Source organism: Methylococcus mesophilus, from assembly GCF_026247885.1.
GTDB lineage: Bacteria > Pseudomonadota > Gammaproteobacteria > Methylococcales > Methylococcaceae > Methylococcus > Methylococcus mesophilus.
In genome coordinates this window covers 3,927,193-3,953,662 of the sequence record NZ_CP110921.1, presented here as the reverse complement: position 1 = coordinate 3,953,662, position 26,470 = coordinate 3,927,193, and the positions used below count along the sequence as shown (strand labels likewise).

General features: G+C 52.4%; 28 protein-coding genes. All 28 read right to left on the bottom strand.

Annotated features, from left to right (window positions below; translation table 11 throughout):
- Window positions 1-74: 74 nt before the first annotated feature.
- Entirely contained in the window at window positions 75-875 is an 801-nt protein-coding gene (locus tag OOT43_RS18795; protein WP_266022212.1) for an FkbM family methyltransferase, read from the bottom strand.
- A 15-nt stretch (window positions 876-890) separates the two neighbouring features.
- Complete coding sequence (locus OOT43_RS18790) at window positions 891-2,075, bottom strand: glycosyltransferase (RefSeq protein WP_266022211.1); 1,185 nt, start codon at window positions 2,073-2,075, stop codon at window positions 891-893.
- Window positions 2,076-2,245: 170 nt separating this feature from the next.
- Complete coding sequence (locus OOT43_RS18785; protein WP_266022210.1) at window positions 2,246-4,237, bottom strand: acyltransferase family protein; 1,992 nt, start codon at window positions 4,235-4,237, stop codon at window positions 2,246-2,248.
- Window positions 4,238-4,426: 189 nt separating this feature from the next.
- On the bottom strand, window positions 4,427-5,452 hold the full coding sequence (locus OOT43_RS18780) for a CgeB family protein (RefSeq protein WP_266022208.1): 1,026 nt from the start codon (window positions 5,450-5,452) through the stop codon (window positions 4,427-4,429).
- Window positions 5,453-6,059: 607 nt separating this feature from the next.
- A complete protein-coding gene (locus OOT43_RS18775; RefSeq protein ID WP_266022207.1) occupies window positions 6,060-6,959 on the bottom strand; it encodes a glycosyltransferase family 2 protein in 900 nt (299 codons plus the stop codon).
- Window positions 6,960-6,972: 13 nt separating this feature from the next.
- Window positions 6,973-7,794, bottom strand: a complete 822-nt coding sequence (locus OOT43_RS18770) for an FkbM family methyltransferase (protein ID WP_266022206.1) — start codon at window positions 7,792-7,794, stop codon at window positions 6,973-6,975.
- Window positions 7,795-7,917: 123 nt separating this feature from the next.
- Complete coding sequence (locus tag OOT43_RS18765; protein WP_266022205.1) at window positions 7,918-8,763, bottom strand: glycosyltransferase family 2 protein; 846 nt, start codon at window positions 8,761-8,763, stop codon at window positions 7,918-7,920.
- On the bottom strand, window positions 8,760-10,289 hold the full coding sequence (locus OOT43_RS18760) for a lipopolysaccharide biosynthesis protein (protein WP_266022204.1): 1,530 nt from the start codon (window positions 10,287-10,289) through the stop codon (window positions 8,760-8,762). Before OOT43_RS18760 ends, OOT43_RS18765 begins: the two co-directional genes overlap by 4 nt.
- Before the next feature lie 150 nt (window positions 10,290-10,439).
- Window positions 10,440-11,318: an FkbM family methyltransferase gene (locus OOT43_RS18755; RefSeq protein ID WP_266022203.1), complete on the bottom strand. Its 879-nt coding sequence runs from the start codon at window positions 11,316-11,318 to the stop codon at window positions 10,440-10,442.
- A gap of 64 nt (window positions 11,319-11,382) precedes the next feature.
- A complete protein-coding gene (locus OOT43_RS18750) occupies window positions 11,383-11,616 on the bottom strand; it encodes a DUF2442 domain-containing protein (RefSeq protein WP_266022202.1) in 234 nt (77 codons plus the stop codon).
- Window positions 11,617-11,632: 16 nt separating this feature from the next.
- A complete protein-coding gene (locus OOT43_RS18745) occupies window positions 11,633-11,902 on the bottom strand; it encodes a DUF4160 domain-containing protein (RefSeq protein ID WP_266022201.1) in 270 nt (89 codons plus the stop codon).
- A 10-nt stretch (window positions 11,903-11,912) separates the two neighbouring features.
- Complete coding sequence (locus OOT43_RS18740; RefSeq protein ID WP_266022200.1) at window positions 11,913-12,674, bottom strand: cephalosporin hydroxylase family protein; 762 nt, start codon at window positions 12,672-12,674, stop codon at window positions 11,913-11,915.
- 31 nt (window positions 12,675-12,705) lie between these two features.
- Entirely contained in the window at window positions 12,706-13,788 is a 1,083-nt protein-coding gene (locus OOT43_RS18735) for a class I SAM-dependent methyltransferase (protein ID WP_266022199.1), read from the bottom strand.
- The gene (locus tag OOT43_RS18730) at window positions 13,785-14,633 is read right to left on the bottom strand and encodes an NAD-dependent epimerase/dehydratase family protein (RefSeq protein WP_266022198.1); all 849 of its coding nucleotides are present in this window, start codon (window positions 14,631-14,633) and stop codon (window positions 13,785-13,787) included. The genes OOT43_RS18735 and OOT43_RS18730 overlap by 4 nt, the downstream gene beginning before the upstream one ends.
- Window positions 14,634-14,776: 143 nt before the next feature.
- Entirely contained in the window at window positions 14,777-15,751 is a 975-nt protein-coding gene (locus tag OOT43_RS18725; protein ID WP_266022197.1) for an Rpn family recombination-promoting nuclease/putative transposase, read from the bottom strand.
- Between the two features lie 6 nt (window positions 15,752-15,757).
- Window positions 15,758-16,984: a class I SAM-dependent methyltransferase gene (locus OOT43_RS18720; RefSeq protein ID WP_266022196.1), complete on the bottom strand. Its 1,227-nt coding sequence runs from the start codon at window positions 16,982-16,984 to the stop codon at window positions 15,758-15,760.
- The gene (locus OOT43_RS18715; protein ID WP_266022195.1) at window positions 16,981-17,544 is read right to left on the bottom strand and encodes a dTDP-4-dehydrorhamnose 3,5-epimerase family protein; all 564 of its coding nucleotides are present in this window, start codon (window positions 17,542-17,544) and stop codon (window positions 16,981-16,983) included. The genes OOT43_RS18720 and OOT43_RS18715 overlap by 4 nt, the downstream gene beginning before the upstream one ends.
- A gap of 18 nt (window positions 17,545-17,562) precedes the next feature.
- The gene (rfbG, locus tag OOT43_RS18710; RefSeq protein WP_266022194.1) at window positions 17,563-18,618 is read right to left on the bottom strand and encodes a CDP-glucose 4,6-dehydratase; all 1,056 of its coding nucleotides are present in this window, start codon (window positions 18,616-18,618) and stop codon (window positions 17,563-17,565) included.
- On the bottom strand, window positions 18,609-19,397 hold the full coding sequence (gene rfbF, locus OOT43_RS18705; RefSeq protein WP_317134019.1) for a glucose-1-phosphate cytidylyltransferase: 789 nt from the start codon (window positions 19,395-19,397) through the stop codon (window positions 18,609-18,611). Before rfbF ends, rfbG begins: the two co-directional genes overlap by 10 nt.
- Before the next feature lie 86 nt (window positions 19,398-19,483).
- Window positions 19,484-20,851, bottom strand: a complete 1,368-nt coding sequence (locus OOT43_RS18700) for a nucleotide sugar dehydrogenase (protein ID WP_266022193.1) — start codon at window positions 20,849-20,851, stop codon at window positions 19,484-19,486.
- A gap of 303 nt (window positions 20,852-21,154) precedes the next feature.
- Complete coding sequence (locus tag OOT43_RS18695; protein ID WP_266022192.1) at window positions 21,155-21,481, bottom strand: hypothetical protein; 327 nt, start codon at window positions 21,479-21,481, stop codon at window positions 21,155-21,157.
- Between the two features lie 83 nt (window positions 21,482-21,564).
- Window positions 21,565-21,804, bottom strand: coding sequence for a hypothetical protein (locus tag OOT43_RS18690; protein WP_266022191.1), 240 nt, complete (start codon window positions 21,802-21,804; stop codon window positions 21,565-21,567).
- A gap of 318 nt (window positions 21,805-22,122) precedes the next feature.
- A complete protein-coding gene (locus OOT43_RS18685) occupies window positions 22,123-23,055 on the bottom strand; it encodes an Rpn family recombination-promoting nuclease/putative transposase (RefSeq protein WP_266022190.1) in 933 nt (310 codons plus the stop codon).
- Between the two features lie 270 nt (window positions 23,056-23,325).
- Window positions 23,326-23,805 (bottom strand): hypothetical protein, encoded by a 480-nt coding sequence (locus tag OOT43_RS18680; RefSeq protein ID WP_266022189.1) that lies wholly within the window; start codon window positions 23,803-23,805, stop codon window positions 23,326-23,328.
- Window positions 23,802-24,089 carry a nucleotidyltransferase domain-containing protein gene (locus OOT43_RS18675; protein ID WP_266022188.1) on the bottom strand — a complete coding sequence of 96 codons (288 nt, stop codon included), beginning with the start codon at window positions 24,087-24,089 and terminating at the stop codon, window positions 23,802-23,804. The genes OOT43_RS18680 and OOT43_RS18675 overlap by 4 nt, the downstream gene beginning before the upstream one ends.
- Window positions 24,090-24,675: 586 nt before the next feature.
- On the bottom strand, window positions 24,676-25,023 hold the full coding sequence (locus tag OOT43_RS18670; protein ID WP_266022187.1) for a hypothetical protein: 348 nt from the start codon (window positions 25,021-25,023) through the stop codon (window positions 24,676-24,678).
- A gap of 195 nt (window positions 25,024-25,218) precedes the next feature.
- Window positions 25,219-25,449 carry a nucleotidyltransferase domain-containing protein gene (locus OOT43_RS18665; RefSeq protein ID WP_266022186.1) on the bottom strand — a complete coding sequence of 77 codons (231 nt, stop codon included), beginning with the start codon at window positions 25,447-25,449 and terminating at the stop codon, window positions 25,219-25,221.
- Window positions 25,450-26,070: 621 nt separating this feature from the next.
- Window positions 26,071-26,439: a MarR family EPS-associated transcriptional regulator gene (locus OOT43_RS18660; protein WP_266022185.1), complete on the bottom strand. Its 369-nt coding sequence runs from the start codon at window positions 26,437-26,439 to the stop codon at window positions 26,071-26,073.
- Window positions 26,440-26,470: the final 31 nt, after the last annotated feature.

Below are 26,470 nucleotides of genomic sequence, written 5' to 3'. Positions count from 1 at the left end.
ATTTCAGCAAATTAGATTATTAAAGGTGTCCTTTATTAAGGATTAATAACTTGAGCCACCCAAGAAACGCCATCTCAACACTGATAATATAACCTATTTTTACAGTACCATACATTTCGATAACGTGAACACTTAAAACCTGCATCCGTTAATATGTTAACTAGTGATTCTTCGATCTCGATTCCATGTGTTTCAAGCAAAATCATCCCAATATTATTTAGCCAGCTACCAACCCCTGACGGGATAACCTGTAACTCAGCGCCCTCAATATCAATCTTCAGTAGATCAATAAAGTCCAGGCGGTATTTCGTCATCAAAGAAGCAATAGTCTCGGTAGACACTTCTATTCCTTGTAAGCCAATAGAGGCACCCATTTCCGCTCCACCGAAAAAAACAGTTGTCAGTTCATTCCAAAGCGCCGCCTCTAGCAAGAAAACCCTATCGCCATAGGGCATAAGATTCTTTTGCGCAAGTAAAAAGCTGTCTTGATTTGGCTCAAGAGCAATAACGCTGGATGTAAGAAACTTTGAAAGAAAATAAGCAGAAGTATCCCCTATATAAGCACCTGCATCGATAATAACTTTAGGAGCAAAATCATTATCGAAACGACCATACTCCTCCCGAATAGCGTTATTGACCACTGCCGACACGTCGTCAGTACCAGGCCTAATAATTAAGGGGTACAGAAGACGATTAAGACTCACTTCCACCTCCGGCCCGGTACTCCGTCTAATTTTTTCGAGTTTATAGGCCGTACGACAACCCTCGCAGCGCAGAATCTGATACTGTACTAGCAGACAAGCCATTAAGCGGTACGCTGGTGATCTATAACCAAGACACCCTCTTATAAATCTTCGGATGAGTTCCATATTCATAACAAAATCTCCATATCAACAGTTCAAATCGATAACGGAAATGGCTTGAGTTAATGCTATACCGTGCGCCAACGCCTGATGCTGGCGACCTATCCTCTGCGAGGCGTCACACATACGCGAATAGCTTTCTGCATCATCAAAGATGCGTTTCAAACATCGTGACATATCATATATCTCTCCGCACGGATAGATATACCCATTAAGCCCTTGACGAACATCATCAGATGGGCCATAGCTACCACACCGATCTGAGAGAACCACCGGAAGCCCGCAGTAAATCGCTTCGCTGATGGCAAGAGAATGCGGCTCATGGTCTGAGCAGTGGGCATAAACATCCGCAGCGCAGTAAAATTCGGCGAGTATATCAGGAGAAACGAAACCCGCAAATATAACGCCACCTGCTCCGATTCGTTTTGCCAAGCCATGTAACCTCGCTTCTTCAGGACCCGTACCCACAAGCACAACCGTAACGTCATCGTATACGTCATGGTTTGCATTAGAAAACAGAATTAGATCCATTTGCCGTTTCCAATATACCAGTTTTCCTACCATCAGAATAACCTTGTGATGCATTGGTATTCCTAGTTTGTCGCGTATACGTTTCCGGCAATCGTGGCGATTTGCAACGATGGAGTCGTAATATTTGATATCTATAGGAAAGAAACAGCGAATAAGGCGATCATCCGTAACGCCATAGTTACGGTAGTAGGCTTCATTGGCGTCACCGACAGTAAGAAACAGCCGAACAGATCGATACCATCTAGGTAGCGTCAAAGCCTTAACAGCACGCTTTAACAAACTCCTGAATGATCGCAGTTCGGAGTCAGAAAGCATGAACACGGGAATCTGATTTTTCTCTGCCCATCGCAATGCCCGTCGCTGAAGTCTTTGTGAATAGCCATAGACAATCAATACGTCGGGTGAGAAACTCACTAAAGATACGTTCAATTGAGCGGAATCAATATTAGTGTCAAGAGTTCGGCCTTCAGCCGCTGGAAGAAACTCATGCGGAAAATCAAGCTCTATGCCCGGCCATTGTATAGTTCGGCCAAAACCGCTATCTTCATACGGTTTCAAACCATATTTGGATGCAAAAAAAACGCGCAGCTCGACTCCAGGCAATGAGGCCCAGCTGGAATACTGTGGACAAAAATGCTGAATTGGATGAGAGACAACAACAGCAATACGGTGTATTTTCATTGTCCCGAATTATCCATTGATAGTAAGTTTACAAGTAGCGCATTTTGTTTCGAAAAAAATTCTAAGCTCGAAAGTCTACGTCAAATTGATAGGCCATGAGGACGTGAACAGATTGCGGACTCACGGAATAGCGGCTGTCTTCTATCCAAAAAACGTAGGATAGCGAAGCTTCATCGCAGAATCGCTTCAATTTCGTGTTGAAGAAGTGTAACAACGGCATAAGGGGTCATATGGTTGTCATCTGAATAGAGAGCTCGATTATGCTTGACAACCGGACAATCTGGCTTGCAAATCACGTCGGCGACGGAGAGCAGCTTGAGATCGACGGAAGAAGACATATCTTCAATAACTGCTAGAGTATGTGTATTTCGTATCCGCACATCCCTAAGATTAGGTGTCGGAGGCATTTCCCATCCCCACTGGCGCGACGCGGCAGCTGTAGAGGGGACTTCCCAGCCGATTTCCGGAACAAGACCAATCAAAATCAAGGGAAGACCGCCATCGATCGATATCGCCGAAATGGTACGCCGCATTGCCCGCTGAATAATTATCGCATTCGTTACGGCTTCTTCTGTCCTGCCGGCATCTGCGTACGAATCGGCGATACGAAATGAAAGGCCAGACTCGTTGAAATATCCGGTCTCATAGAGTCCCCATCGACCAACGAGCACCACATTATCTATCTGCTTCTTATGAGAGAGTATCCATAAAAGTGCCTTTTCCGCTCGTGCGGTACAAATATCGGTGATCTCATCGACACGTTTAACGCCAAGCAAAGGAGTACAGCCGACACCGGACGCCACAATCAGTCTCCGCCCTCGCAAACGTGCCACATGCTCGATAGCCGGCAACATAGTATGAGCGTGTGAATCTCCCCACACAAAAATAATAGGCGCCGTCGTATTTTCCGAGCCGAGATAGCAGAGCCCATCGGTATCATAACGGCAATATGTCTGCATCCACTTAACTGGCTCGGGTTCGGCGAGAGCTCTTATATCAGAGCTAAAACGATCAGGAAACCCATTCAGTTTGATGATTACCGCAGAGAAGATACAGATGACCGCCAGCCCGACGAAAAAGCCCCCAAAAATAGTGCGCCGTCCGATCCAATCAGATCTCCGGAAGGGCTGCTCCACGTACCGCCAGGAAAGCATAGCAAACAGAAACGAAAAGATGATAGCAAGCGCACTCCGCATCCAAGAACTCTCTACTGGCCCAAGAACGCGCCGCACGAACACGATAACCGGCCAGTGCCAGAGATAGAGCGAATAGGAAATGAGCCCGACAAATACGAGAACTCGCGCCGACAGCAGGCGGTTGACTATTGTCGAACCCCTCCCTCCGGCATAGATCAGTAGAGCCGTTCCGAGGCAGGGTGGCAACGCCGCAAGTCCAGGGAAGGTTGTCCGGTGATCGTATAGAAAGACAGGACCTAGAATTAGGGCGATCCCAATCAACGCCAGCGCCTCCAGCGCCCGCCGCTGGGGCAAAGGGTGGATACACCCGACTGCAAGTAGGCTACCCGTCAGCAGCTCCCAGATTCGGAAAGGAGTAAGGTAAAAGACCGCGTGACGAGAAATCCCAATAGCAAACGCGCTGGCTGCTAACGATGTGAGAAAAATAATGGACAGGAATACAAACTTCCTATGAGCGAACCACACAGCCGTTGCCATAAAAACTATGGGAAACAATATATAGTACTGCTCTTCGACAGCCAACGACCATGTATGCATAAGCGGCATAGTCTCTGCGCTAGGCATGAAATACCCAACAGTCCTCCGCATAAATATGTTCGAGTAAAAAAGAGACGATGCAATCGCACTCTTTCCAAGAAACTCAAACTCCAGATGGAATAATTCGGCAAAGCCAACTAATAGCGAACACAACGTCATGCAAAATAGAGCTGGTGCAATCCGCCGAATTCGGCGCTCGTAGAAGATGCTCAGTGAAAAGCGCTTCTCCCTAATTTCCGTGTCGATGATACGAGTAATAAGAAACCCAGAAATCACGAAAAATACGTCTACTCCAACATATCCCCCGGAAAAAGCCGGAACTCCTGAGTGATAGAAAAGCACCGATATCACCGCAATCGCACGCAGTCCATCAATATCGGTCCGACGGAACGAGTCGCCGGTTATGTATCCTGAAAGAATTTCGCGCATCAAAGTGATGTAATTTATTATAATAACTACCTGTATGCCGCTAGTCGTTACGCCAAGCAGACGCTTAGTATCGATCAATAATAATTAAAATTTTGGTCGGACTTTTGTGGCGAGTTTCAGGCTTCTATTTGACCGACTCTCCCTCACTGATGTACGACTTTCCCGAATTCTATATATTCCCTATATGCTTCATTTCTCAAGTATCTTGCGCAGCATCCAACGTGCGCGATCTAGTGAGGAATAATTGGAATTCAAACAGCGCAGCCTTCCGGCGTGGCCAATTTTTGTTCGTTCCTCATCATGCTGAAGCAACCATCGAGCCTGTGTAACCAAATCATCATCATCTCGAAAGCCGATATATTCTTTGCCATCAACGAAATGATCGTCATGCTCATCAGTCTTCTCTGCCAACATCGGGCGTGCCATGGCTGCAATTTCCATAGTGCGCTGCGTAATGCGGTCACGGTTTATTTTCCGTAAGAAGCAAAGCGCCACCTTTCCATGATGCCAGCAGCGGCGATACTCCTCGGCGAAAACACTAGGACGTAGTGTGATGCTAGGATGCATTGATTTCCCAGACCATCTACCTTTACCTGAACCGTAAAGCACTATTCTTAAGCCGGCCTCCGCCAGCCGATTAATACTTTGGCAGCGGTCTTTTTCGTATGCCCCAATAAAGACGATGTCGAATGCCTCAAATTCTTCTCCAACGTCTATAGACAACATCGGATTGTGTAGCATCGGGTCAAATGATTTTCCCACCAAGATCGGATTGTTTACTTTAGCGGCTTTTAGCTCAGGAACGTTGAACGTCTTAGTAGTAAAAAACACATCCCAGTCAGGGAAAGTCTGTCGTAGTGGGTAACTGAAATGATGACGAGCCATAATATCATCGGGTGTGTAATAGACCAATCGCGCTTCACACAAAGCCCGGATATTTCGTAGTGTACACCTCCGAATCACCTTACTGCTGTCAACGAATATGATATCTGGCCTGTGTTGCTCAACGGCGACAAAGAGAGATTCATTCTCATGGTTAACATCGACTGGCCATCTCAATTTCCATCGTATCCGATGAATGATATTTGCACTTTTGCCCACGCGATGCCCATCATCATTAGCAATGACTTGTATATCGGAGAGTTCCTGAAAAGCTTGTGCCCGTTGAAGAGATGTAGAGCCCTGCCAAAGCGGGCCATGATAAAGCAGCTTCATACCTAACCTATAACCCTTTTATGCGAGGTTTTGGATGTCCAAGCAAATAACATGATACCAACTTGCCTCTAAGCTATTCCGTAATAGCGCATCCGGTAGTCGCCATTATTTGGCTTATGACTTTTTCAAAGGTTGACGTAAATCCTAACTTGGTAACTTTATATTTTATACTCTTTGATTTCTTTTCTGGGTTGACCGTATCCCATTGCAGGGGCTATAACTTTTACCTTCAGATGGTTGCAATATCTTGCGTGTAAGCTTTAGGCTGATGAATCCCATCCCGCACAGCTTTTGCATCTGGGTTACGCATAGCTCCAAGTGGGTAGCTTGCCGTTCTCAGTGTATTTGTAAGCCTGATGATCCGGAATAGATTCAACACTTGATCCGCCGTATGACTCGCGGTGTTCAACATTAATTATAAAATATTCAATGCGATTGATGTACACTTCCAAACTCAAAAAAAACATGTTGAAATCGGCGCCTCCACGTATACTCGCGAATAAAACACTTGCGAGTTGTTTGGCTAATACGCATATATTCTCTTATATATCTAAGCAAGTAAAATATATTAGTTTAAGACTATCGACTTATCTATATCGAACTCTAATTAGGCTGACAAACGAGCTATAACTACCGCCGCAAGATGATCCACTCTTCGCCAAATTTGCCGAATGAACCATTCAATCCATTTTCCTACAAATGGGATCTTGTGAAGCAGTACAACTAACTCATGCCTTTTCCCACCTGGATTTAAGCTGTGTTCAGCCTCGTAATCAATAAAAATTCTCTTGGAAGTCATCTGTGCAACACGCCAACGCTTTTGGGTTGCGATACGTCGCTTGTAGTCGTTTTCCATTACCCCCATTGCCACACCTTCTAGGTAAGAGCCAATTTCCTTAACGAAGGAAATCCTTTTCACATGGGGATGGTCAGAATAGGGGCGCAAGCCACAATCACGATCCCACGGCAGTTGGTCATTTCTGAAGACATCGTACATTACTCCCCCTCGAGTGATCCGCCGCTCAGAAGGTAGATCAGATGAAACATCAGTGAGTTGAACGATCCCGACCTCAGGGTCAGATTCCATAACCTGAACGGCATCGGTTAGGTCAGAAGGTTGTCCAACGAAAATCCAATCATCTTGAATCTGGAATATAAACCCCCCCTTGCAGCTCGCAATACCACGATTTTGATTCGCGCCAAGACCGCGATTAATATCTGATATCGATAAGACGTCAAATCCTAGGCTGTTAATAACGACCTGATGCTCTAAACTACTAGCATCGTCAGACACAACGAATTCGACCGGCAATCCTAGCGCTAAAACCGCTTCGCGCAGGGAGGTGAACGACTTAGTTAACAATTCAGAACGATTGTAGGTAATAAAGAGAAATGAATGTACTTTATTCATACAGCTAGGCTGCGTCTGATCAGAAACATCAGAAACATCAGAAACAGAGGAATCAATATTTAGATAGTGATTATTAACTGCTTGCCTAACATCCATCTGTTCTTCTTGGCTACCTGAACAAAAAGTTATACGTACTAAAACTCTCTTTGCCCTCAGCAATCCGAGCTACCACCTCCCTTGTCAACTCTTCCTGCCGCTTATCCGCCGTATATGCACGGTAACCACGACTAAAAAAGATCTCAAAGGTTTGCGCAAAATTTGGGTTCACTGGAACTCCCTCGGGCTGGCTTTGAGTAGTCATGATTTCGACCATCCAAATGGGGCGAGGATCCTGCGCGAGGGTTTCATTCGCACCTTGAAGCATCATCAGTTCCGCGCCTTCTATATCCACCAGAATCAAGGCACGCTTGCCTTGCAGCATATTTCCAACCACCCGATCCAGGTTCAATACCGGAACTACTGTTTTATAGCTCTGTGGCATCGAAGCCCAACCCTCGACCAGCGATGCACCGGTCTTACCACCCCACATTTCGAGAATATTGGTATCGCGCCCTAGCGCCACGGGGAACACCTGAGCCTGGGTCGCCCAGCCATTGTTGTGAATATTTTTCAGCAGATAATTCAGGTTACGAACAATAGGCTCTATGGCAACAACGGGCTTGCCAAGACTTAGCGCGTGGCAGCAATAGTACCCGACATTTGCACCCACGTTGACCAGCACATCCACTTCTAGCAACAGGTCGCGTACAAGCTCGGTTTCTTGTGGCTCGAACGTCCCAGCGGCCATTCCCTCATGGCCAGCCAGAGTGAATCCCCATAGCGTCATTTTGGGCTGATCGCATTGATCAAGCAGATCGCGGACATTGCGCAGAAATAGCGCAACAGCGGGGAATGGCTCAATGGCGAAGCGGATAAACTTTGTCATCATCATGTTAACCAGTCTCGTGTTTTTATAACCACACACTAACCTGCTAAAGCAGGCGTTAGACAACTAATCGGCAGCGGTTTCCGCATTGTCGTTTCCATTGATGCCTCGATATTGACCGTGATGTTTTCATGAACAAATCTTTAGATTCTCGCTCCGTCTAAGGTGATACATGGACTTGATATACATATATCTTAGTAATACATATAAAAACAATGCTGAAAAAAAGCTTAGATGCTTAAAAAGCATTAACCGTTCTTCCTTAAAGAACGTTCTGGGATCGATCCTATGCCCAGTTAGGCTATAAGGTATACGAACCCCCCATGATCCCGCTATAAACAATGCATTTGGTATGATTTTAACCACTGAATTAATAGCATACGCATGCGTTAAATGCACATCAAAGAAATCATAGCTCTCAATTGGCATTTTTTTTAATATTGAAGTTTTATGGAGACCATAAATTATATTTGCACAGGGCGCCAAAAGCCTTATTAGATAATTCTTTCCTGGATTTTTCGAATTATACATGCCAACATGATGCCTTACCGAACGCTTGGTTTTTAGATCCATAGAATGATAATCGCAGAAAACCAGGCCGCAATCATCATCATCCTCGAATACGCTCAGAGCCAGTCTTAGAAACTCAGGATTTCTCCTATCATCCGCCGCCGCCCACATGAAATACTCTCCCACTGCCTCATCCAGCACAAACTGAAAGTTAGCCGTTGCCCCTCTATTTTCACTTTGTCGGATATACCTAATACGCGGATCACGGGCGGCATATTCATGGCAAATGGCTTCGGTACCATCAGTAGAGGCATTGTCGGAGATGATTAGCTCAAAGTCGGTAAAGGTTTGCGTGAGCAAGGATTCCAGTGCCTCGCGGATAAATTTTTCGCCGTTGTATACTGGCATACCAATACTGACTTTTGAGGTGATTGTAGCCGGATCTTGGAGCGTTAACATAATCATACCATTTTCGCCGCGTTAAACCTTGATTTAAATTGGCCAGGCACATACCTGGCGAGTTGGGTACGCACGCATGGAGCAGCTAGAGCCGCCGCCAACAGCACGCAACTCAAACTTATCAATAACACGCCGAATTCACCGAGCCTACCTAGGGTCTGATGAGGCGTGGCCCAGCGGCAGAACCCCACCGTGACCGTTGCGGCTGCCAGGGGAATGAAGATGTCCTGACTGTACCAGCGCCATTTTTCTCTGGGTAATAATCTACGATGTATGAAATGAACGCCAAACACCAGATACCCCGCATTCAGCGTTACCCATACCCACGCTGCCCCAATCGCACCGTATTGGGGAACTACCGATAAAATGGCGGGTATAAGGATTCCGACTGCCACGATGTTAATTTTTACCGTCAGAGTGGTCCAGCCATGGGCGAGTTGCATCTGATAGGGCATCCACATCAGCCCGTTGAACAGGGTTCCCAGCGCCAGCACCGCCATGAGCGGCGCCACCCGGTGGGCCAGTGCCGGGTCCGCAGTCCACAGCGTCAACACACGGTCACCAAACACCATCAGCACCGTCGCTGCCGTACCCATCAGCACCGTGACTAATTGCGCGCCGTGGTGGTAAACCGCCCGCAAGGCAAGGTCGTCGCCGCGTGTTACCAGTTCGGTAAAGCGTGGAAAAAACGCTGCGGCGACCGGCCCCACTAACATATACAGCGCATTAGCCGCTATCCCTGCTAAGCTGTAATACGCAAAAGATTCCAAGCTCAGCAGGCGCGACAGCAGAATTTTGTCAGTTTGGGTCAGCAGCAACGCTAGCAACGTGATCGCCGTCGTTCCCGCTGCGAAACGCCAGATACCCATCAGCGCTGAAATTGAGAAGCGAGCGGACCTGTGGCCGGGTGGCAGCGCTCCGTATACGGCGCCCGCAAACAAAGCGACTGTGATCAGCGAAATCAGACCCTGCCAGATAAAAAAAGCCTCGATGGTTGGGGATACCCAGACGAGCACGCCGACTGTGCCAAAGCCGCGCGCCGTAGCCATCACGCTAGTAATAACGTTTTGCTGTACCTGACGCTGCAAACCCCCGATACTACTCCCATAGATACTCTCGATAAACGAAAGGGCGGTGACCGCGCCCATCACGGTAAATGCGCGAGCTACCGCCTCGGCCGGTAGATTTTTCGCCGCCAACCAGTCGGAAGCCAACCAGCCCGAAGCAGCCCAAATGCCGAGTGCAACGGCTCCTGCGATGGTGATCCCAATAACCTCAACACTCCGCAGCAGGTCGCGGATAGCCTGGGGATCGTGTGCACCGCCAGTGAACCGGGCCATATCTCGCCCCAACGCTGGCCGCATCCCCATATCAAGCAGCGCTAGCCAAGCTTGCAGAATGGCGAAAATGCCGATCAGCCCATAGGCCTCAACCCCGAGGTATTGGATATATAGCGGAATAAACGCCAAACCCATCAAGGCCCGCCAGCCCTGACCGAGATAGTTGGCGACAACGTTTTTTTTTAGGGACATAATGGTAGTTTGATCTGTGCGTTGGCATCAGGCCACCCGCCGCGAGTATCCATCCGGCGCCACCGTGACCAGCAACTTCTATTCAATTCTCTCCGTAACGTGAAGAAAGAAACCTTCGGTGTAAACATTACCAACGAATGGTGAGCATGTTCATTCAATACCTACACGCAAAGTATTGAAACGGTCAAACGAAGCCTTCTGGCTCGGAAACCACCCTAATGTATCCGTATGGATGAGTGCATAATTTCCCTCGAAGAATTTTTCAAGCTCAAAGTGCCATTCAGTAAATATCAGGAGATGATCGCTTTGAAGCTTAGCAATTTTATAAGGTCGTTTTTCAGCGAAAATAAACGCATCACGCAGAAAATTTCTTGCATAAATCCATCGATGATTGTACTCAAACTGAAGAACGGCAATTTTCTCTTCATCAAGCAACGACAATGCGCCTCGAATTACTTCCATGTCGTGACCTTCGGTATCACATTTAAATAGATGTATTTTCTCGATGTCATTTTTTTCGCAAAATTTACTGGCTGTGCTTTTTGTCACGCTGACAGGAGACACTTCAAAATCTTGTTGATATAATGAGTTCGTACCCGCATTATATTTATTGCGGTTTATATAAAATTGATCAACTCCATCATCTGAAGAAAGCACTAACTGTTCAAAATTCAGAATACCATCAAACTTACTCAATCGCTTTCTTAAAGTTTCGAAAGAGCCTGGAGCAGGCTCGAACAGAAAGAGATCCAATGATTTGAGATCATGCGATTTTAAGAAATTTTGTATAAACTCGTAAGACCAGTCGCCAATATTTGCCCCTACGTCAAATACGACTAATTTGCTGTCAGATATTAATGATTTTCTCCATGCATTCAACACACACCTTTGGACCATTAATTCGCCATTAGTGGCTATGCCATTTGCAATATCACCACGCGCTTGCTGATAAAGCGCGCGCCCTAATCTGTAGGCTGCTTGTTTCCCCAGCAAGCCCACTAGCAGCTTAGTAATTTTTTCGTTACTCATGTATCAATCCCCTGTATGTCTTCCCGTACATTGATCCAGAAAGAGTGTTGCCATTTCTAACATGTCACGATTGTCCAGCAAGATAAAGCGTATCCGGAGAGATATCGATATCCTCCCGCCACGCGACGGTCCCATTTTCGACATGAGCCGACATGAACAAATTATCCTTTTTCAGCGGCTGAAAGGCTGGGTAATCGAGATAGTGAACCATCGAAAATCTTTTGATTTGACCGTCGGCAAATTCTACGATGAGTTCGAAATCTTTGCGTGCAGTTACGGCTACAACATCCGGAGTCATGTATTCTCCCCTCTTCTCAACGCAAAGGATCTATTTTGTAGGGGGCTTCGCCATGCGCGGCCAATTCCCAGTCCGCCATCAATTCATCGGCGTGAAGAACTATCCAGGCTTGAACGAGTTTCATCTGTTTTGCCGGAATTGAGCCCTCAAGCACCTCTCCGGATGGAATCTCAATGACCGTCTTAAACGCTGCATATCGCACATGAATATGCGGCAAATGATGTTTCTGGGTATCAAGTACATACATCGACACAAGAATTCCATAAAACATACTGATGGTCGGCATGGCTTCGTCCTTATTTCACTCGCTTCAGATAACCATCCGGCGCCACGGTGATGAGCAGCTTGTGATCAATCGTGTGATCGATCTCGAGGTGTAGCGGTGCGCCGTCGGCTGCAATGCAGCCCTCTTCTGCGAGCCGGCGAAGGTATTCATGCACAGCAGTCTTAGGGTTGTTGCCGGGGCCCCAAGGGCGGTCGGGGAACATTTCCTTGGGCATGTCTTCGACGATGGTATCGAACACGACGCAATAGCTGTTCTGGCTGGTCAATGGCGCATAGGCTTCCAGTTCAGCCAGGACGTGTTCATGGGTATGGTTGGAATCCAGGCAAATTAATATCCTCTCATAGCCTCGGGTATATTCATGCACCTGAGCGATGATCTCCGGAGCGATGGAAGACCCCTGGATCATGTCGATGCGGTGTGACATCGGATGCGCTTCGATGGCGGAGCGGTTGTGGGCGCGAATGTCGATATCGATACCCAGCACCTGGCGTCGGGTGGCTTGCGGGTCGAGCGATTTGCCCGCCTGGACCGCATCGCAATAGTCCAAGAGGGCCAGCATGGAAGCGCTCATGATCAGCGATCCGCCATGGGCAATGCCGGTCTCGATGATGAGGTCGGGCTTGATCTGCCAGATGAGTTCCCACATCGCCACGACATCTTGGGGATATTGGATGATGGGACGGCCAAGCCAAAAGAAATTGTAGGAATATTGCGCTTTGATTGACTCTAACAGGAAGACCTGAGTCGCTCCCAACAAGCCATTATTTTCCACGTTGCTCTCCACCCTGTTTCTAACTTCTTCCTCAAATACAGTCATGTTCCACCAATAAATAGTTGAATCGATTTTCTGTCGATTTCCGGATTTCATCCAAGTAATTGCTATTCATCACAAAGATGTCTGCTCCGTCGGGCAGGGCGGACACGGCCTCTGCGGGAGAAAACACTCGTAGCCCCGTCGCCGCAAGGAATTTACCCTGTTTCCCGGGATTGATGTCAATAACCATGTCAACCTTAGCGCCAGCCCGGTCCATCAGCAGCGAAAAAATCACGCCTTTCGAGGCGCCTCCCCAAATGACGGAGGCCGAACGAGGGTTGGCGTTTCGTTGCTTCAAGCGGTTCGCGTACAAACTGATAGTATCGAGGAAGTCGTTTGGCAAGGCCGCGACATCCCCGTCATCACGCACTGGTTGTCTAAGTGACGCCAACTCAGCGACGACATATAGATATTGTCCGTGGAATATATAACCAGACTCGCGTACCTTTTCGAACATTCTATGAAAATCAGCAAGCCTAAAATAATTGACGTGCTCATAAAAAATATCAAACCAACTCCGGTGGCTACCAATCCAATCAAAGCATGGCACTTCGATGTATATTACCCCCCCTCCATTCGCTTCTCGAAGGTTGTTTAAGAAATCCAAGGGGTGTGGGACATGCTCCAAAACATGCCTCAGCACCAGGCCGTCCGCCCGTAGCCCGACCTCCGAGGTAAAATATCTTTTTAGTATTGATGGGTTTGAGCCCTCGTACGCCGGGTCCATTCCTGTAATATCAAATCCAAGCTTTTGAAGCCGCTCCAAAAAATGAGCTTTGCCACAGCCCACTTCGATCAGCGATTTTCCACAAAAGTGTTTCCATATAATTTCAGAGACATCCTCAAGATGCTGCTGAAAAACCCCACTGACCGCCTGCTCGTTCTGGTAATCGGCGTCATAACGCATCAGACTCTGATCGAACGCTTGGTTGGAAATGATACCGGTTGTTTGATCCTGAACTAACCGCATATCGCCCCTTGCGCACGCCCTAGCCTCCGATTCGCTGGCAAACATCCGATTTTGCAACACCGGTAAACGTTCCGCCTGGTATATCGTGTTGAACGCGTTCATGCTGTTCGCAAAGCCCTGTAAAGTTTGTTCCGGCTTCCCCAAAAGGCCATGGGCTCGTAATCCGGGTAAGGATAATGACCGAGGTTCAAAGCCATGTCCGAGCCCCGCTCGGCCAGCCTGGCTTCCACCAAGCTGCGCACCGAGATCGGGATTCCGCTGCAGCAGTTGATGATGCCCGCCAACTCCGGATGCTCAAGCATTATCGCCAGCACCCTGGCTACTTCCTCTATGGGCAGGTAGTCACGCAGCTGCTCACCGCCCGACATGTTGAACAAGGCATCCCCTCGATCGATGGCTTTATCTAGCTGAGACAACAGGCTGTTGGGGTTCTGGCCCGGTCCGTAGAGATAGAATAACCGTACCCATTGCAAAATGAACGGCATTTGACTTTGGAGCATTTGCAGAAATTTTCTTAACGTATCCTTAGCCAGGGCATAAGGATTGGCCGGATCGGTTGGCATTTCCTCAGACAGGCAGCCATTTTGAGTTCCGTATTCGAAACAGGTTCCCGTCACTAGCAGATGTTTAACCCCCCGTTCAACGATGGACTTAAGAAAACGGTAATCGGCCGGCAGGTTGGTTTCGTAGTGAAATGGGGCCTTGTAATTGGGCAGACCTTGCCAAGCCAGATGAACCAAGGCTTCGACTTCGCCGAAGCATTCCGGCATGGTCACCGGATCTGCATGGATATCATGGGAGTAGAAATGAACGGCGTTAGACCATGGAAATACCTTGACAGGCTCTAATGAACGCGCGGTGGCAATGATTTCGTGACCTCGCGCCATGAGGGCAGGCACCACATGTTGCCCTAAAAAGCCGGTCGCTCCCGTAACCAGTATTTTCACGACAATCCTCGAGACTCCGGAACGGCAGACGTCGCTTCGATATCCAAAGCGGATTCATACCTAAACTCCCCGCATCCCTTGCGGATGGCGTCTTCAGAAGGTGTGGCGTAATGGATCCGCGACATTTCAACTCGCAAATTGATTCATTCGGGCGATCCCAGTACGGCTTCCAGACTATCGGCTTCCAGGAGGCGATCCGCCCAGGTTTCGCACTGTTCGGTGCTGGCCTGCACCAAACGGGCCTCTGCCCATGCCGGCAGGGGGCCGAAGCGGCGGGTCAGTTGCCGGCGCAACAGCGCGATTTCGCCTTGGCTTCGGCCTTGGTGAATTCCTTCCTGACGTCCTTGCTCAAGGCCTTCCCGCTTCCACTTTTCCGTCCATTCGACAACGCGTTCGGCTAGCATGGTATCGATCTCCTGTAGTTCGGTTGCTTCGGGGATGCTTTCACCGGGCACGAGCCGTTTGAGTACCACCCGGTTGATCCAGACGACCAAGGCCCGCCGGAGGCTATCATAACGGGGTTCCCTCAGCCGTTGGGTCAGCCGGCCGATGATGTGCCGCATGGCTTCGGGTTCCGGGCTGGATTCCAGCCGGATGATGTCGGCCAGCGAGTTGTCCGCTTCTGCTAATTCGGGTTCGCTCACCCGCCCTTCGTCCAGCAGGAAGTAGCGCTGACTGGGTCGCCAGGCGCTGAGTCCTGCCGGCTCGATCAATTCAGCCACTTCGCAGGCGGCCCGCCAGGGGCTTTCGCCGTTGTAAACCACGACGGGAAAAATCGGGGGCAGCTTTTTCGGCGCGGCAATCTGGCCGCTTTTCACTAGGTCTTGATACAGCAATCCCGTATACACCAGGATGCGCAGCGCCATCCAGGGATCGCTGCGGCTTTGGAATTCGATGAGCAGGTAGACATACAGCCATTCACCCTTGAACCTCACCCGCCAAATGATGTCGTCTTCCCGCTCACGCAGGTCGTCGGTGACGTAGCTACCACCCACCTTCTCCAGGCTGCCGTAGTCGATCTGGGCCACCCAGTCTTCATGCACGAACCCGCGCAGAAGGTCTTCCACGATTTGGGCGTGGGAGAATATGTGCTTGTAGGACCCGTCATGCGCGGTCATGCCGCTTCACCCCGGATATCTCAATTCAGGTACAGCGGTGACAAAACGCCCGCCCCATTGCTGAATGAGGGATTGCTGCGCCATCACCTCGTCGGCGATGTTCCAAGGCAGGATCAGCACCCACTCCGGCTTGAGCTCGGCCAAGACCGACGGCGGCAAAATAGGAATATGCGAGCCGGGCAAGAATTTGCCTTGTTTGGACGGTGCGGCGTCGCAAACGCAGGGCAGCAGATCAGGTTTGACGCCGGCATAGTTCAGCAAGGTGTTGCCCTTGGCGGCGGCGCCGTAGGCAGCGACCCGCTTTCCCGTGCGCTTCTGCTCGATGAGAAACCCCAGTAAATCATCCTTGACCCGGTCGGCTTGGGCTTGGAATCCAGCATACGTCACACGTTGGCGCAATCCCCGCCGCTCTTCTTCGGCAATCAGGGCCGCAACCGTTTCGCTGTCACGACGGGAGTCGGCAGCGTGGCAGCCGTAGACCCTGAGGCTGCCGCCGTGGGTATCCAGTTCCTCCACATCCCAAACGCGCAGACCCGCTGCGGCGAAGATACGACTTACCGTATATAGCGACAGGTAGGAGAAATGTTCATGGTAGACGGTGTCGAACTGGCGGTGTTCGATCAGCCGCATAAGATGGGGAAACTCCAGGGTGATGGTGCCTCCCGGCTTGAGCGCGGCCTTGAGCCCTGCGGTGAAGTCGTTGATGTCGGGCACGTGGGCGTAGACGTTGTTGCCCAGAATCAGGTCGGCTTGTCGGCCTTCCGCAACGAGCCGATCTCCTAGTTTTTTCCCGAAGAATTCTCGCAACACCGGAATGCCCAGCGCTTCGGCTACCGCCGCCGTGCTGGCTGTGGGTTCGATACCCAGGCAGGGGATGCCGGCGGCGACGAAATTTTTCAGCAGGTAGCCGTCGTTGGAGGCGACTTCAATCACGAAACTGGACGGACCAAGCTCCAACCGCCTGCTAATCGTATCCACGTAGCGCGCCGCGTGGTCCTGCCAGCTCTGCGATACGGAGGAGAAGTAGGCGTAGTCGGGACTGAACAGGGCGTCGGCCTTGGCGTAATCCTCGGTCTGCACCAGCCAGCAGTGCTCACAGACGTACAGCTTCAGAGGGAAATACAGTTCCGGGGCTTTAAGACCTGCAGCATCCAGATAGGCGTTGGAAGGCGGGGCGAAACCCAGATCGAGAAAAACATGGTCCAGCGGAGCGTGGCAGTGGCGGCAATTCATGATGCCAGCCCCGCAAACTCGTCGGAGATCAGCGCATGGCCACGATCGCGGTCAGACATCTCGGTAAAGGGCAGCGGCCAGATGATGTCCAAGCGCTCATCCAGGGGGTTCAGCCCGACTTCTGCCTGAGGCTGGTAGGCTGCCGTATGCAAATAGATCAGCTCGCAATCGTCAGTGAGGGTTTGAAAGCCATGGGCGAAACCTTCCGGAATCAGGAGCGAGCGGTGGTTGTCAGCGCTTAGATGTTCCGCGTGCCAATGCAGCATGGTCGGCGAGCCCTGGCGCAAATCGACGGCGACATCGAAAACCTCGCCGCGCAGACAGGTAACCACCTTCATCTCGGCATGAGGCGGATGTTGAAAATGCATGCCTCGAACGGTACCGGCCTTTGCTGTATAGGTATGGTTGATTTGGACGATCGAGCGGCCTTGCAGCAGTTCGTCCAATTCGTCCCGGCAAAACAAGCGCTCCAGATACCCGCGGTGGTCACCGATGGGCTGGCGCTGGATCAACGCAAGGCCGGCAAGTGGGGTGTCGAGGCGTGCGAAGCGAGTCATCATACCGGTATGAGGCTGGTTTTAGGCGGCGGTATAGGCGGCAAGATCGTCTTCGCAAAGCCGGCGGGCCGCCTCGCCTTCGCTTTGGCGACGGTACCAATGCAAGGTGCGGGAGACTGCCTGCGCCAGATTCCAACGCGGCTCGACGCTGAGCAGCTTCCTCGCCTTGGAAATTTCCAGAGCCAGCCAACTGGCTTCGTGCGGTCCTTCCGTCCCGTCACCCCATACGACCTCCCCTGCCCCGTATGCCGCGCGTGCATGGGCTATCACTTCCCGCACGGTCGCGGCCTCATGGGTCTGGGGACCGAAATTATATGCCCCGGCTAATTTGGGCTCATTCCAAAGCCGCTCCGCCAAACACAGATAGGCCGACAACGGCTCCAGGACGTGCTGCCAGGGACGTATTGCATCGGGACGCCGGACAGACAGCGTCTGCTTGGCGCTCCAAGCCCGCACGGCATCCGGAATGAGGCGGTCTTCAGACCAATCTCCGCCTCCAATGACGTTGCCGGCGCGGGCCGAGGCGACCGCGATTCCATGGGCTGCCAGAAAAGCATCCCTGTAACTGGTAATAACGACTTCGCTCGCAGCCTTGCTTGCGCTATAGGGGTCATGACCTCCAAGGGCATCGTCTTCGCGATAGGGCCAGGACCACTCGTTGTTTCGATAGACCTTGTCGGTCGTGACCATCACTGCAACTCGAATGCTTGTGGACTCTCGCATTGCCTCAAGGACGTTCGCCGTGCCCATCACATTGGTGGAGAACGTACCCAGCGGATTCCGGTAGCTTTCTCTCACCAGCGGCTGGGCTGCCAAGTGAAAAACAATCTCCGGCCGGGCATTCTGCAAGGCGCTGGCCAATTTGGAAGAATCTCCTATATCTGCAATGTGGCTGACCATACTTTCCCCTACCTGCGCCAATTCGAATAAGTTGGGGCTGGTGGACGGAGCCAATGCGTATCCCGTTACATCCGCACCAAGCTGCTGCAGCCAAAGCGAAAGCCAACTGCCTTTGAAGCCCGTGTGCCCGGTGAGAAAAACCCGCTTTCCGGTCCAGAAAGCCGAACTCACTTCCATACCTTCCAAGGCGCTTGACCGCCAGCCCACAATTCTTCCAGATAATTCTTGTCGCGGAGCGTGTCCATGGGTTGCCAGAACCCTCCGTGTTCGAAGGCCATCAAGTCGCCTTTTCCCGCCATACGCTGGAGCGGACCGTCCTCCCAGCTCGTCGAATCGCCTTCAATCGCATCGAATACGGATGGCTCCAGTACGAAATATCCTCCGTTAATCCATGCGCCGTCGCCGTCAGGCTTTTCCTGAAAATTAAGCACCTGGTTCGCTTTGAGATTAAGCGCTCCGTAGCGGCCGGGTGGCTGGATTGCTGTGATTGTGGCTGGGCGCCCATGGCTGCGATGAAAAGCTATCAACTTATCTATGGGTACATCGCTGACACCGTCGCCGTAGGTAAAACAGAATGTGTCATCACCGACATAGGAACGGACTCGCTTCAGGCGCCCTCCAGTCATTGTGTCCGGTCCGGTATCGACCAACGTGACACGCCATGGCTCCACGTATCGTTGATGAACTTCCATCTGATTTCTGGCCATGTCAAAAGTAACATCCGACATGTGCAAAAAATAATTTGCAAAATATTCCTTGATGACATATCCCTTGTAGCCAAGACATATTATGAAATCATTAATTCCAAAGCTGGAATAAATCTTCATGATATGCCACAAAACAGGTCGCCCACCTATCTCGATCATCGGCTTGGGCCTGAGATGCGATTCTTCGCTGATACGAGTTCCGAATCCACCCGCAAGAATAACGGCTTTCATGGCTTGAGGCATATTCATGTCGGGCCAGCAGTGTGAACATCAGCAAACATCGTTGAACCCCTTAACAAATTGGGGCTCGACAATTAGGGATAAGGAATCGGTATTCACAGCCGCCCATCGACCAGATGTACCGGAAACAGGTGCTTAACGTCGTAGAGCACGGCACCGGGACGGCCATGCCCGCGGATGGCGCTAACGCCTTTTTGGCGGAACTCGTCATGGGCGACGGCGAGGACGATGGCGTCGTACCGGCCGGCATCAGGCTGATCGAGGACGTCGATGCTGTATTCATGCCGCGCTTCGTCCCGGTCAATCCAGGGATCGTGTACCTCGACTTCAGCGCCATAGCTTTGCAGTTCGTCGATGATGTCGACGACGCGCGTATTGCGCAGGTCCGGGCAGTTTTCCTTAAAGGTAAGGCCGAGGATGAGTATCTTCGAGCCGCTGACCGGGATCTGGCGCTGCATCATGAGCTTGGCGACCTGGCCGGCGACGTATTGCCCCATCTGGTCGTTGATACGGCGGCCGGCGAGGATCATTTCCGGGTGGTAGCCGATTTCCTGCGCCTTGTGGGTCAAGTAATAGGGGTCGACACCGATGCAGTGTCCGCCCACCAAGCCGGGGCGGAACGGCAGGAAGTTCCATTTGCTGCCGGCGGCGGCAAGCACTTCGCTGGTGTCGATGCCGAGCTTTTGAAACAGCATGGCGAGTTCGTTGATCAGGGCGATGTTCACGTCGCGCTGGGTGTTTTCGATGACCTTGGCGGCTTCGGCGACGCGGATGCTGGTGGCCGGGTGGGTGCCGGCTTCGATGATTCGGCGGTAGAGGGCATCGACCAAGGCGGCGGCTTCCCGGGTGGAACCGGCGGTGATCTTCTTGATGGTGGTGAGCCGGTGTTCCTTGTCGCCGGGGTTGATGCGCTCGGGGCTGTAGCCGACGAAGAAGCCTTGGGTTGAGACAGGCTGAGTGGCTAATGCGAGGTTACCGTCCGTGGCCTGGATGCCGGCCGGGCTGTCCTGCCCGCAGGAATGACGGTCTTCCGACAGATATTCGAGACCGGAGGTCTGTTCGAGGATGGGCACGCAGACTTCTTCAGTGCAGCCGGGGTAGACGGTGGATTCGTAGATGACCAGGTCGCCGGGCTTGAGCAGCCGCCCTACGGTCTCGCTGGCTTTTTCCAGGGGGGTGAGATCCGGGCGCTTGTAGCGGTCGATGGGGGTCGGTACGGTGACGATATAGACGTTGCAGCCGGCCAGATCGTCCGGGGTGGTGGTGTAGCCGAGGTGCTTGGCGGCCTTGAGGTCGTCGGCCGTCGTTTCGAGCGTGCTGTCCTGGCCAGCGCGAAGCTCGTCGATGCGGGCCTGTTTGAGGTCGAAGCCCATGGTGGGGAAATGCCTGCCGAATTCCACGGCAAGCGGTAGGCCGACGTAGCCAAGCCCGATGATGGCGATGCGGACGTTGTCAGGATTCATTGGGTGGTTCAGGCGCGCGCAAAACGGATGGCAGGAAGTTGGATGGGGCGGCGATACGGCGATCGCCCGGGCGAGACGCGTGGTTCTTGAACGAACCGGTGGGCTGGTTCAGCGGGAGAAGGAGCCACTGGCCGAGCCGGAAGTCTGTCGGTGGGAATAGTCGAAAACATGGCGCCTCGCCGCATGTTCAACACTTGAACGCTAAGCATAGCTGGCCGAAACGGGGTGGCAAGGGTTCTTTCGAAAAAATTTTTGGGGGTTGGGTTGCCGGGGATATCTGTGGGGGTCGCGGCGGAGCCGCTCCTACGGGGCTTGCGGGGAAGGCGACATGGTCTGGAGGGGAACACCGGTCTTTCTGGCAATCAATTCCATCGGTGAGGGCTCGCGGGTACGCGGACGAACGAGGAGGTCCACCTTGCGCTCGCCGAGCCGGCGGTAAAGCGCCCGGCGCACCGCCAAGTGGCGGTCCAGCAGGCCAGTATCGTCGGCCACTTCGACATAAAGATCGATATCGCCGCCTCGCACACAGTCGTCCATCCGTGCCCCGAACAGCCAGACTTCGGTATCGGCGCCGTATACGACGCGGATTTCCGCTTGCAGGCTCGCTGCCAGCTCAGGGTCCCGACGCATAGGGGACTGTGGGAACTGCCGCCGGCTGCAGGCCTACCCGGCCTATGGCGTAATGAGGCACGCGTCCAGGACATTCATCGACTCTACTGCCGATCGGTGGGCCGGGTCAGCGCCAGAGCCCGCAATTGTTCCCGATCGGGTTGGTCATGCCGCGCGGTCCTGCCCGGCACCCTTGTGCTCTTCTTCGAGTTCGAGCGGGCGCGAAACAGTATGCTGGCGAGCAGGTCTTGTATCAGTGCGTGGCGGATGCGGAACGCGTCGAGACGTTCCAGCGATTGGTCATCGAGTCCGGCCGTGGTCTCGGCATCCAGCGGAAAAAGCACTGCAGTTCGCTTTCTCGGCACTGATTGCGGACGGCGCGACCGGCTTCTCCGCCATTCCGTAGGGTAGAGAGCGGCAAGATCAGTAGGTATTGCTTCGTCATTTTCTCGGCCACGATTCCGTGTCTCATGCTGGCGGATTCTTTTCCCGAACGGGCCATGCCGTATGTTTAATCGTTTGCGGAACGGTCGGCCCTGAGCGTGGCCGAAGCAAACGAGTTGGGTTCGGCTCCGCTCCGCGTGCGGCGGGAAACCACGTGACTAGCGGTGGAGTCGGCGCGACCGGCAAGATGATGAGGGACGTTCTCTGCGGAGTTCGACTCACTTGTCCTGAAATACGGCTTCCAGAGTCTCGGCGTCGAGCACGCGCACGGCCCATTGCTCCAGCTGGGTCTGCTCCGCTTCCTCGAACCGGGCTTCCACCCAATCGGGCAAGACGCCGAAGCGGCGGTTCAACAGCGTTTTCAACAGCCGGAGAGCTTCTTCCTGGCGGCCTTCTTGTCGCCCTTCTTGTCGCCCTTCTTGTCGGCCTTCTTGCCGGCCTTCTTGTCGGCCTTCTTGCCGGCCTTCGGCCAGCACTTCTTTGTAAAAACGGGTTTGCTTGAGATCGATGTCGGTCAGTCCAAGCATGGCTTGTATCTCCTCACGGCTGCTCCGTGGCAATTTGTAGACCATTACGGTTTCGACGAAATCCAGCAGTTCCGACCAAGCTATGGCCTCGGGCAATTGTGCCCGATATTCGGGACGGGTGAGACGGCGCGCCCTCTGAATCGCAGCCTGGGAGTCATCAGCGATCAGGATGTGCAGGATATCCCACCCCAGGGATTTTCTATCCTGCCCTTCGGCTTCGCTCACGACAAGCCCGGACAGGGCGCTGAGGTCTACCCGGCGTATCTCAGGCAGCGAGAGCAGACTGGCATAGCCGACGGGAACTCTCTCGATGCTCCAGTCGGGGTATAGCACGACCGCTCGCCAAGCCCTGGGTGGATCCGTGCGGTGCAGGAACAGGAACACTTCGGCGAACAGGCGGCGGTACAGACTGTCATCGGGCTGGAACTGGATTTCGACGAAGATCCAGGGAGCGTCGCTATCTTCCGGCGGAGCCAGCACGCCGTCGATCCGAAAGGCCGTCTGCTTGATTTCCTCAGAACGGAATACGTAACGAGAAGCCTCGCTGGTTTCGATCTCGGCGAGTTCGAGCACCAGTTCGGGCCAGCGTTGGAATATCCGGTAAAAAAGACTGTCAGTTTTCACAGTTCTCGATTGTCGAGGCGGGCGGGGCCAAGCCGTTAATAAGCGTTAAGAAAAACCGGTCGTTCGTCACCTCAGCAGGGATTCACTACGCGCTCTGACGAGTGCCGAGGTCCAGGTTACAGGAATGTATCAGCCTTGCCATCCATGGCCTCTGGGTTCCGGCATTCCCTGCCGGAACGACGAGTTCTGCTTGACTTAACGGCATTGAAGGCGGAGGGGAAATATGTGAGATCACGTCGACGAGATCAGTATTTTCGTGAAATTTCGTGCTTACGATGAAGCCTTACCGCGCGCCTGAAAGTAACTTGCCTTGAGCCTTTGATAAATCTGTTCCAGCGTGGACTTTCCCGTATAGATGGCATTGAGCGCTTCGGCGGCCAGTCGGGGCTCATCTTCGTATTGATGAGTGATGTTGTTCCGGTATTTGCGCAGCTCCAGCCAGGCGTTTTTGTCATCCATGATGCCTAATTGCTCCAGCCTGTTAAGGATATCGATAAAAGGCTTTCCCTTTGGGTTGGGCTCTTGGAGAAATTCAAGCAATAGCACTATCAGCCTTTCACCAATAGCATCTTGCAGTTTGGCGAAACGGAACAGGAACTGGTCGATATGCTCGATGTCATCTTCAGTAAGCTCCCGGAAAGTGGCGGGGTTCAATGGCATGAAATGAGCCATTTTGGCTGCGGCGCGGTTGATCCGAGCCAGATGCTTATCGCATTCGCTGAAAAGTTTTTCCAGCCTGATATCTATCATAGGGGTATACCGGTCGTTGCGGCCTGCCGCTCGATGGGCCTGCCTGCATCCTCGCTGAAAATCACATCCACTTTTTGCTCGCCTATTTTCTGCTCCAGTCGAACCAGGAACTTGATTTTGTGGGCTAAGTCCTGATTCTGGCCAGCCTTGATATACAAATCGATGTCCCCGCCTCTTTTGTTGTCATCAGTGCGGCTGCCGAAAAGGACAACCTCCACGTCGGCACCGAAAACCTCTTGCGCGGTTTGCTTGATGGCGGTGATTTCCGTCTGGCTAAGACGCATGGATTGAAGCTTCCGGAAGTAATGTCATGTATTTGTTCTGGTTATTTCAGGCTACGACCAACCATGGCGGCCCGTCATGCCCCCCAACACTGATAGCTTTGTTGCTACACCGCTCCTTTGGCTCCACTGGGCCAACATAAGAGCAAAGGTGCGTACCGCCGTCAGCCGTGGTGATCTCGCGCTTGTACAGCTCCTCGAACTGCAACTGAATTGCAACGTGCTCAGGTATGCATAGGTGCAATTCCTCGGTGTCCGCCAGGGCCCGAACTGTAATCGGCCTGAGCGTTCTGTTTTTCGGATTAGAGAGCTCGATTTGCACGCTGATAAGGCCCATGGATTTTTTCTATCTCTTGAAAATGTAAGAAGCCAGGCTCAATCCCATTCAGGCTAATGGAGAGGGCGAACGGCGAGCCTTGCTGCAAATCCGTCCTGAACCTATTCTCCTCCGATATACATTATGGTTTCCCCCGATTGGCAAGAAAAATGGGGAAAATCAGCTGGACGCTTCGCGGGCTTAAGCCAGCTCCCACAGATAAGCCAAGCGGAATATTTCTGGTACCGAGATGAACATGCCTGGCATCTCGATTCACACCCAACCCCGCCGCTCCATTTCCCCAATCATTCCATTGGCGGTCGCAAGGAGCGTGGGAACGAAACCGTGCCCGGTTTGCAAGGCGTTGGCGAGGATTGCGGGATCTTCGACATATTCGTGAACCATCTGATTCCTAAGATTGCTCATCGAAATCCATTCGTCAACGGACTCGATCAATCCGAGGCGTTCGGCACGATCGAGATTGTCGATGACTGAAGACGCTTTTTCTCCCAAGGCATGTAGAAGCAGGGGCAGCAACCTATCGCCTACCTTATCCTGCAGCCTGGGAAAGCGGCCAACGAAAGCCTCGACACGCTCTGCGAACTCCACGTCATTTTCCATCTCTATGGCTCGCTCCGTGGTAAAGGGAGCATGGAGCAGCCGACGGTCGGGACGGCCAGGTGCCGGCACTCCTTGCGCACCACGCGGGCGAGGAATTGCAGACGCACCTGGGTCGTTGGCGTCAAGGCCATAGCAGCATCCCTTCCTGGAACGCGATTTCGTGGATGGGCCGGCGTATGAGCTTGGGTGCGCTGATCAATGCGTCCAGTTGCGTCCCGACATGGCCCGGGATATCCGGGCCGACAGCTGCGCGGCCGGCAGCGCGGTATTGTCGACCGGCTCGGGCAGTACGAGCATCAGATCGACGTCTCCGCCCTTGGCGCCATCATCCAGCCTGGAGCCGAAAAGCCTCACGCGGGCCGTCTCCCCAGCCGTTTGGCGGACAAGATGGCGGGTGGTATGAATCTGGTCGTGGGTGAGCCGCATCGCTTTGAAGCTTCTGGACTGCGTCTAAGCTGTCCACCCCGCGAATGCGCTGCTCGGTTATGCTCGCCAAATGTCCGGCCGCTTCCAGCATGGGAACATGGGCAACCAACGGCCGATCGCGGTCCGGACGTCGGTTAAGCGCAAGGGTTGGCACGTAAGCTGGCTCGTGATTCTCCCCGCTGGCTCCTGGGCGGCGAGGCTGCATCCGATCAAACAGGCGGGCAATCTTCAGGAGCACTACGATCATCAGGCTCGATTGCACTAGGCCCGCTCCCACCACCCAGCGCAACACGTCGGAACGGGTCTTCTCGATCTTGATGTCGAACTGCCGGAAATCTTTCTGCAGCCGGGCTCGAACTTCCCCGGATTTCCAGTCGGACCTGCTCGTTTTCCTCCTCCAATCGCAGTTCGGTTTCCTTGATCTCCAGCCTGACTTTTCTCGACCAGGAATGCCTTGTAGGTTTCTTCGAGGCCTTCCCGCAAGAAAATGCAAGCCAGCATCCGATCGTTGCATGTCCAGCAGGTTACGCAGAGTCGCATTGAGCAGTGCCTCGTCCGCACGTCGGCTGAGGCGCGCATTTGGGATAGTTGCAGCTTGAGCAAAAAGACAGCGTCCTTTGCTCACTGGGTTTGGATGGATTTGTTACGTGCCGCATTGGAATCAGCCGAGACCGACAACTCAAGCTGCAGCGCCGCGATCTCGGCGCGCAGCGCTTCGTATTCCGCTTCCTTGCGCGCCAGGTACGCACGGGTGAGGCTGAGCTTCTGCTCGATGCCTTGCGGAGTCAGCAAGTAAAGATAGCCCAGCTTGCTGCCGCTGCGGCGGAAGTTGCCGGCCTTGATGAAGCCTTTTTCCAGCAGCGCCTTGAGGAGATAGTTGGTTTTTCCCAGGCTGATGCCGAGCCGCTCGGCAAGCACCCGTTGGCTGATGCCCGGGGAATCCTCCAGGTTCTTGAGAATCCGCAATTGGGCTTGTTCACGAGGGGTCATCGGTTCGGCGTAAGGTCTGTTCAGGCATTGA

Bases quoted from the DNA above. Each gene is read 5' to 3' on its own strand.
- rfbG (WP_266022194.1), bottom strand. From the start codon at position 18,618: ATGGAAGTGAGTTCGGCTTTCTGGACCGGAAAGCGGGTTTTTCTCACC.
- OOT43_RS18670 (WP_266022187.1), bottom strand. From the start codon at position 25,023: ATGGAAAATGACGTGGAGTTCGCAGAGCGTGTCGAGGCTTTCGTTGGC.
- OOT43_RS18755 (WP_266022203.1), bottom strand. From the start codon at position 11,318: ATGAGTAACGAAAAAATTACTAAGCTGCTAGTGGGCTTGCTGGGGAAA.
- OOT43_RS18700 (WP_266022193.1), bottom strand. From the start codon at position 20,851: ATGAATCCTGACAACGTCCGCATCGCCATCATCGGGCTTGGCTACGTC.
- OOT43_RS18750 (WP_266022202.1), bottom strand. From the start codon at position 11,616: ATGACTCCGGATGTTGTAGCCGTAACTGCACGCAAAGATTTCGAACTC.
- OOT43_RS18695 (WP_266022192.1), bottom strand. From the start codon at position 21,481: ATGCGTCGGGACCCTGAGCTGGCAGCGAGCCTGCAAGCGGAAATCCGC.
- OOT43_RS18780 (WP_266022208.1), bottom strand. From the start codon at position 5,452: ATGAAGCTGCTTTATCATGGCCCGCTTTGGCAGGGCTCTACATCTCTT.
- OOT43_RS18745 (WP_266022201.1), bottom strand. From the start codon at position 11,902: ATGCCGACCATCAGTATGTTTTATGGAATTCTTGTGTCGATGTATGTA.
- OOT43_RS18760 (WP_266022204.1), bottom strand. From the start codon at position 10,289: ATGTCCCTAAAAAAAAACGTTGTCGCCAACTATCTCGGTCAGGGCTGG.
- OOT43_RS18715 (WP_266022195.1), bottom strand. From the start codon at position 17,544: ATGATGACTCGCTTCGCACGCCTCGACACCCCACTTGCCGGCCTTGCG.
- rfbF (WP_317134019.1), bottom strand. From the start codon at position 19,397: ATGAATATGCCTCAAGCCATGAAAGCCGTTATTCTTGCGGGTGGATTC.
- OOT43_RS18680 (WP_266022189.1), bottom strand. From the start codon at position 23,805: ATGATAGATATCAGGCTGGAAAAACTTTTCAGCGAATGCGATAAGCAT.
- OOT43_RS18665 (WP_266022186.1), bottom strand. From the start codon at position 25,449: ATGCGGCTCACCCACGACCAGATTCATACCACCCGCCATCTTGTCCGC.
- OOT43_RS18775 (WP_266022207.1), bottom strand. From the start codon at position 6,959: ATGGATGTTAGGCAAGCAGTTAATAATCACTATCTAAATATTGATTCC.
- OOT43_RS18675 (WP_266022188.1), bottom strand. From the start codon at position 24,089: ATGCGTCTTAGCCAGACGGAAATCACCGCCATCAAGCAAACCGCGCAA.
- OOT43_RS18720 (WP_266022196.1), bottom strand. From the start codon at position 16,984: ATGAATTGCCGCCACTGCCACGCTCCGCTGGACCATGTTTTTCTCGAT.
- OOT43_RS18735 (WP_266022199.1), bottom strand. From the start codon at position 13,788: ATGAACGCGTTCAACACGATATACCAGGCGGAACGTTTACCGGTGTTG.
- OOT43_RS18785 (WP_266022210.1), bottom strand. From the start codon at position 4,237: ATGCGCGAAATTCTTTCAGGATACATAACCGGCGACTCGTTCCGTCGG.
- OOT43_RS18795 (WP_266022212.1), bottom strand. From the start codon at position 875: ATGAATATGGAACTCATCCGAAGATTTATAAGAGGGTGTCTTGGTTAT.
- OOT43_RS18770 (WP_266022206.1), bottom strand. From the start codon at position 7,794: ATGATGATGACAAAGTTTATCCGCTTCGCCATTGAGCCATTCCCCGCT.
- OOT43_RS18765 (WP_266022205.1), bottom strand. From the start codon at position 8,763: ATGATTATGTTAACGCTCCAAGATCCGGCTACAATCACCTCAAAAGTC.
- OOT43_RS18725 (WP_266022197.1), bottom strand. From the start codon at position 15,751: ATGACCGCGCATGACGGGTCCTACAAGCACATATTCTCCCACGCCCAA.
- OOT43_RS18660 (WP_266022185.1), bottom strand. From the start codon at position 26,439: ATGACCCCTCGTGAACAAGCCCAATTGCGGATTCTCAAGAACCTGGAG.
- OOT43_RS18790 (WP_266022211.1), bottom strand. From the start codon at position 2,075: ATGAAAATACACCGTATTGCTGTTGTTGTCTCTCATCCAATTCAGCAT.